Origin of the sequence: uncultured Sphingomonas sp. (assembly GCF_902806265.1) — a bacterium.
Lineage (GTDB): Bacteria > Pseudomonadota > Alphaproteobacteria > Sphingomonadales > Sphingomonadaceae > Sphingomicrobium.
The window spans coordinates 1-5,719 of record NZ_CADCVZ010000055.1 but is presented as its reverse complement, the minus strand read 5'-3'; the positions used below and the strand labels follow the sequence as shown (position 1 = coordinate 5,719).

At 65.1% G+C, this 5,719-nt stretch carries 6 protein-coding genes and 1 pseudogene; 4 read left to right on the top strand and 3 right to left on the bottom strand.

Annotated elements, in window-relative coordinates; genetic code table 11:
• The 4 genes and pseudogenes from QZX62_RS10400 to rfbC form a co-directional block, all read left to right on the top strand.
• Positions 1–244, top strand: a pseudogene (locus QZX62_RS10400) (NAD-dependent epimerase); the annotation flags it as partial.
• Positions 244–1,038, top strand: a complete 795-nt coding sequence (rfbF, locus tag QZX62_RS10395; RefSeq protein ID WP_294174249.1) for a glucose-1-phosphate cytidylyltransferase — start codon at positions 244–246, stop codon at positions 1,036–1,038. The pseudogene QZX62_RS10400 and the gene rfbF, both read left to right, overlap by 1 nt.
• A gap of 24 nt (positions 1,039–1,062) precedes the next feature.
• Positions 1,063–2,403, top strand: coding sequence for an NAD(P)-dependent oxidoreductase (locus QZX62_RS10390; protein WP_294174248.1), 1,341 nt, complete (start codon positions 1,063–1,065; stop codon positions 2,401–2,403).
• The gene (gene rfbC / locus QZX62_RS10385; protein WP_294174246.1) at positions 2,400–2,966 is read left to right on the top strand and encodes a dTDP-4-dehydrorhamnose 3,5-epimerase; all 567 of its coding nucleotides are present in this window, start codon (positions 2,400–2,402) and stop codon (positions 2,964–2,966) included. The genes QZX62_RS10390 and rfbC overlap by 4 nt, the downstream gene beginning before the upstream one ends.
• On the opposite strand, the gene QZX62_RS10380 is transcribed toward rfbC, so the two are convergent.
• The 3 genes from QZX62_RS10380 to QZX62_RS10370 form a co-directional block, all read right to left on the bottom strand.
• A complete protein-coding gene (locus tag QZX62_RS10380) occupies positions 2,963–4,087 on the bottom strand; it encodes an NAD(P)/FAD-dependent oxidoreductase (protein WP_294174245.1) in 1,125 nt (374 codons plus the stop codon). The genes rfbC and QZX62_RS10380 overlap by 4 nt on opposite strands.
• Positions 4,078–5,229: a glycosyltransferase gene (locus tag QZX62_RS10375; protein ID WP_294174244.1), complete on the bottom strand. Its 1,152-nt coding sequence runs from the start codon at positions 5,227–5,229 to the stop codon at positions 4,078–4,080. The genes QZX62_RS10380 and QZX62_RS10375 overlap by 10 nt, the downstream gene beginning before the upstream one ends.
• A 167-nt stretch (positions 5,230–5,396) precedes the next feature.
• On the bottom strand, positions 5,397–5,719 hold a 323-nt coding region (locus QZX62_RS10370; protein ID WP_294174243.1), incomplete at its 5' end, for an energy transducer TonB.

Genomic DNA, 5,719 nt, shown 5'->3' with positions numbered 1-5,719 from the left:
AGTGTCGATCAACTCGGACGCGCCGGTCGACAGCCGCTCCTACCGGGTCGATTTCTCCCAGTTCGAGCAGCTGGCGGCGGACTTCACGCCGCAGGTCAGCCTGGCGCAATCTATCGATAACATCATCGCGGGCCTCGCGGGTGCGGACCTCGAGCGGGATGCCGACAAGCTCATTCGCCTGAAGGTGCTCCAGCAGCATATCTCGTCCGGACGGCTCACCCAGAACCTCGAGTGGGTGAACTGATGATCATCGCGGGGAAGGCACCCAAGGTCGCCCTGCTGGCGGGTGGTTTCGGCACCCGGTTGAGCGAGGAAACGGCGATCCGTCCCAAGCCGATGGTCGAGATCGGCGGCATGCCGATCCTTTGGCACATCATGAAGATCTACGCGCACTACGGCTGCCGCGAGTTCGTGGTAATCGGCGGCTACAAAGTGGAATTTATCCGCGACTACTTCCTGAACTTTCGGCAGCGGACCAGCGACTTCACCATCGATCTGGGCAGCGGCCAGATCGACTTCCATTCCAAGTTCGACGAGGATTGGAAGGTCACAGTCCTGGACACGGGCGGCGACACCATGACCGGGGGCCGTATCAAGCGCGCGCAGCACCTGCTCAGCAACGGCACCTTCTTCCTGACCTACGGCGATGGGGTGAGCGACGTGCGGATCGACCGCTTGCTCGAGCAACACCGCAAGCAGGAGCATTGGTGCACGCTGACCGCCGTTACGCAGCCAGGCCGGTACGGCGCGCTTCACCTGGAGCAGGGGGGCGGCACCGTGGACGGCTTCCGCGAAAAGGGTAAAACCGATGGCGGCCTGATCAACGGCGGCTTTTTCGCCTGTGAGCCCGAGGTGTTCGACCTGATCGACGGTGACGGAACCGTCTGGGAAGAAGAGCCGATGGCTCGCATGATCGATCGCGGAAAGCTTGGTGGCTTCCACCATGAAGGCTATTGGCAGAGCATGGACTCGCTCCGGGACAAGCAGGTGCTCGAGGCCGAATGGGCCGCCACTCCCGCTTGGAAGGTCTGGGGCTGAGGGCCCGGCGTTGGGAGTCCCAAGATGATCCTGGTCGACACTGCGCTTGAACGGCGCCGCGCGGAAGGACGGCCGATCCGCATCGGCATGGTCGGCGCCGGCTTCCAGGGACATGGCATCGCCCTGCAGATCCTGAAGTCCGTGCCGGGCATCCAGCTGTGCGCGATCGCGGCGCGAAGCATCGGCAAGGCCATCTCCTGCTACGAGCAGGCAGGTATCAGGCCGGAGCTAGTGGACTCGCAGGCAAGGCTGGAACGAGCGATCGCGGAGGGCCGACCGGCCGTGACCGAGGACGCGGAGCTGCTGGCGCAGGCGTCAGGGCTCGAAGCGATCGTCGAGGTCACCGGGTCGATAGAATATGCCGCGCGTGCGCTACTGGCGGCGATCAGGTCGGGCAAGCACGTGGTCCAGATGAACGCCGAGCTGGATGGCACGGTGGGTCCGATCCTCAAGCGTTATGCCGATGAGGCGGGTGTCATCTTCACCTTCTCCGACGGCGACCAGCCGGGCGTGCAGCAGAACCTGCTGCGCTTCGTGCGCGGGATCGGCCTGACGCCGGTGCTGGCCGGCAACATAAAGGGTTTGCACGACCCCTACCGGAACCCCGAAACCCAGGCGGGTTTCGCGGCCAAATGGGGGCAGAACGCAGCCATGGTCGCCTCGTTCGCCGATGGCACCAAGATTTCGTTCGAGCAGGCGATCGTCGCCAATGCGAACGGCTTCCGCGTCGCGCGGCGCGGCATGCTCGGTCCCGATTACTCCGGCGGCGACCCGGGTTGTCCCTTGGTGCCGGTCGAGCAGTGCCTGCCCGCCTTTGCCGACCATCTCGATCCCGCCCGGCCCGGCTTGGTCGATTACGTCGTGGGAATGCGGCCCGGACCGGGCGTGTTCGTGATCGGCACGACGGACGACCCCAAGCAGCGCCATTACCTCAACCTCTACAAGCTGGGGGAAGGCCCCCATTACGTGTTCAACACGCCCTACCACCTGTGCCACTTCGAGGTGCCGAACTCGGTCGCCCGGGCGGTGCTGTTCGGCGATGCGGTGCTTGCGCCGCGCGAGCCGTCCGTCGGCGTGATCGCAATGGCCAAGAAGGAGCTGGCAGCGGGCGAGGTGATTGAGGAGTTCGGCGGCTTCGAGGTCTATGGAGTTGCTGAAAACATGGACGTGATCCGTTCGGAGCGCCTGCTGCCGATCGGCATCGGGCTCGGCTGCACGCTCACCCGGGCAGTCGGGAAGGACCAGCCACTGACCTTTGACGACGTGCGCACGCCGGAGGGCCGGATTGTCGACCGCCTGTACCGCGAACAGGAAGCGATGTTCGGCCAAGCGGTCGCCGGCCAGACCCAAAGGGCTTACGCATGATCTTCCATAAAACGGATCTCACCGACGCGATGCTGGTGGAGGCGGTGGTGCGCGGCGACGAGCGGGGCTCCTTTGCTCGGACCATGGACAGCCAGCTGTTCGAGGAACAGGGCCTCAAGGCCGACTTTGTCCAGCAGAACACGTCGGTCTCGGCGAACAAGGGGACGCTGCGGGGCATGCACTTCCAGCTTCGCCCGCACACCGAAGCCAAGTTCGTCCGCTGCATCCGTGGCGCGATCGTCGACGTGATCGTGGATATCCGCCGCGGGTCGCCGACCTTTATGCAGCACGGCAAATTCGAACTCAGCGCTATCGACAACCGCATGTTGTACGTGCCGGAAGGTTTCGCCCATTCCTTTCAGACGCTGGTCGACGATTGCGAAGTCACCTACCTGGTCACCGCTGCCTACGCGCCGGAGGCGGAACGCGGATTGCGCTGGAACGACCCTCGCCTGGGGATAGAATGGCCGCTGCCAGTAACCACTATCTCGCCCAAGGACGACTCCTGGCCGCTCCTCGAGTCAGACGAGCCCGACTTCTTCGAGTATGAAGCGTTCGCCTAATCGCCGTCGAGCATGGTCGCGACCATGTCGCCCAGGGCTAGCGAGGCGGTCAGCCCCGGGGACTCAATCCCGAACAGGTTGACCAGGCCCGGCAGCCCGTGAGTGGCGGGCCCGGAGACGATGAAGTCCTCGGCGAGCCCCGCGGCGGTCCGCACCTTCGGGCGGATACCCGCATAGTCCGGCTGCAACGCGTCCGCTTCGATTGCGCCCCAAATACGCCGGGCGGCCGCCAGGAATTCGGGCTGGAGCGACGGGCACACCGAATAGTCCAAGCGGCCGTGATCCCGTTCCTCCAGCCATTGCACGTTGGGTCCGAAGCGGGCGCGGCCGGTGAGGTCGAGGGTCAGATGCGTGCCCAGGCCTCCGGGCACCGGCACCGGATAGATCAGGTGGGTGAACGGGACCGGGCGACCGTAGGAAAAGTAGCAGCCGCGGGCATAAACCGGTTCGGGAACATGCTCCCGGCCGAGTTCCTCGACCAGCTCAGCCACTTGCGTCGCCGCTAGCCCGGCGGAGTTGACGAGGTTGCGGGCAACCAGCGCGGGACCGTCCTCGCCCTTGATGTGGATGGCCCAGCCGTCGGAAACCTTCTCGATGCGCTCGACCCGCGCGTTGCAGACGACTTGCCCTTCGCCAAGCGCGCCAAGCTCGCCTTCAAGCGCCAGCATCAGAGCGTGCGCGTCGACGATCCCGGTCGATGGCGAGAGGAGCGCGGCCGCACAGCGGAGTTCCGGCTCCAGCTGGGACACCTCCGCCGCGGACAACCGGCGCAGGTCGTGGACCCCGGCAGCTTCGGCCCGCGCCTGGATCGTGTCGAGCTGATCCTGCTCGCTCGCCTCCGCGGCGAAGATGATCTTGCCGAGCCGCCGATGGGGAACGCCTCGCTCCCGGCAGAACTGGTAGAGTCGCTCCCGGCCGGCGACGCATAGCTTGGCCTTCAGTGAGCCTGGGGGGTAGTAGATCCCGGCGTGGATGACTTCGCTGTTGCGGCTGCTGATCCCGGTTCCGACCTGCGCCTCGGCTTCGAGCACGAGCAGCTGGTGGCCTTGCCGCGCCAGTGACACGGCGCAGGCGAGCCCCACTACTCCGCCACCAATTACGACCGTGTCGGCTACATCCACTGGTATGGAAGTTCCGACAATTGGCGCAGCGCGCCGTGACGATCCTGCAGCGCCGCCGAGCCTTCCAGGCCGACATGAGACAGGACCTGCTCCCAGCGGTGCGACCAGTCGTGACGGCGGAGGCTTTCTACGACATTGCGATGGCTGACGGTTTTCAGCCGCTCCTCGTCCTGCAGCAGCTCAGCCAGCAGTTCCTCGATGTTGCCGTCCGGGGCCAGCGGGATGACCGAGCCGGGCCAGCCAAAATGCTCCTGGAACTCGGGAACTCCAGGCGGGCTACCAAGCATCACCGCGCCCCCCGCCGCACCTTCGAAGTAGCGGGTCGAAAGCGCCTGTTCGTTCCGGAACTCGCCTTTCCCGCCGCCGCCTATGTCCATTGGGTTGAACGCGATGAAGAAGCGGGCGCGCTTCATGTGCGACGCCGTCAGGCAGCGGTGGTCGAGCCAGTCCGGGATAGTTCCGCCCTGGATCGTGTCGTACACGTAGAAGAAATCAGGCCGTTTCTGCGAAAGCTGCAGCAGCTGTTCATGGATGACTTGGGATCTGCGGCCAAAGCTGTAGACATCGATGGGCCGCCGGGACGGGGTCGGCATCGGCGTTGCCCATGCCACGTCGGTCGCTGGCGGAAGCGGCGTGATCTTGGCCTTGGTGTACCGGCTTAGCTCCGGGATGGACTGGCCGTTTAACACGAACACCTGATCGAACTGATCCAGGATCCGGAGGTTGCCGGCGGTCGGGGGCAGGCTGGAGGACCAGCTTTCGAGCATGTAGCACGCGGCCCAGCCGCTGCGCTTGCGCCAGCCCCGCAGGCGATCGAGCGCGGGCAGCTCGTGCGGGAACTGGCAGCAGAAGAAGAACAGGTCGTAGTTCTTCTCGACATCGGTCACGACCATGTTGGACAGGCCGTGTCGGCCGAGACGCAGCCTCGCTTGCGAGGTGACCCGGTGCGAGAATTCCGTGGCGAGATAGCGCAGGCTGGGCCGTACGGCATGACCCGACAGGTAAGCTGCACCGACAGGTGCGATCAGATCAGCCCCTTCCTCCACTTGCCTGACGACGTTCAGAAAAGATTGGGACTGCCCGTTGAACGGCTCTCGCCAGACGTTGTAATTCGACGCAAGCAGGACGGAACGGCCAGACAACAATGCCCCCTTGCAACCAACGTCTCGGCATGAGCGAGCTTATAAAGGAGCTCACCTTTGCGGCAACTTGCTAACTAACTAAGGCAGGTTAAGGTTCGGTAGGCCCCGTAGCACAGTGCGGTACCTCGCCGAGAATCGCAATGCGATCCAGGCCGAGGCAGTCGCTGTTAACGAGGGCGCCCCGGAGTCCGGCCCCAAGTATAAACCGAGCCGACCTCGCTTGCCACCGCCTGCCCGTCGTCATTAGTTGCGGGGACGAAGCGGAGGCGTTGCTGCAGGAGGTTGCAGGTCGTCCCGTCCAGTCCGGGATTGCCGCTTGAGCGAGTGACTCGACAGTTCCCCGTGCGGCCGTTGGGAAGCACGGTGAACCGCACGCCCACCGACCCGGCGAAGCGGCCGCCGGCATTGTCCGCGTCCACCAGGCCACCGCCCAAGTAACGCGCAGCCGACGCGCGGCTGACGCGCGCCGCGGCCGGCGGCGGCGGCGGCG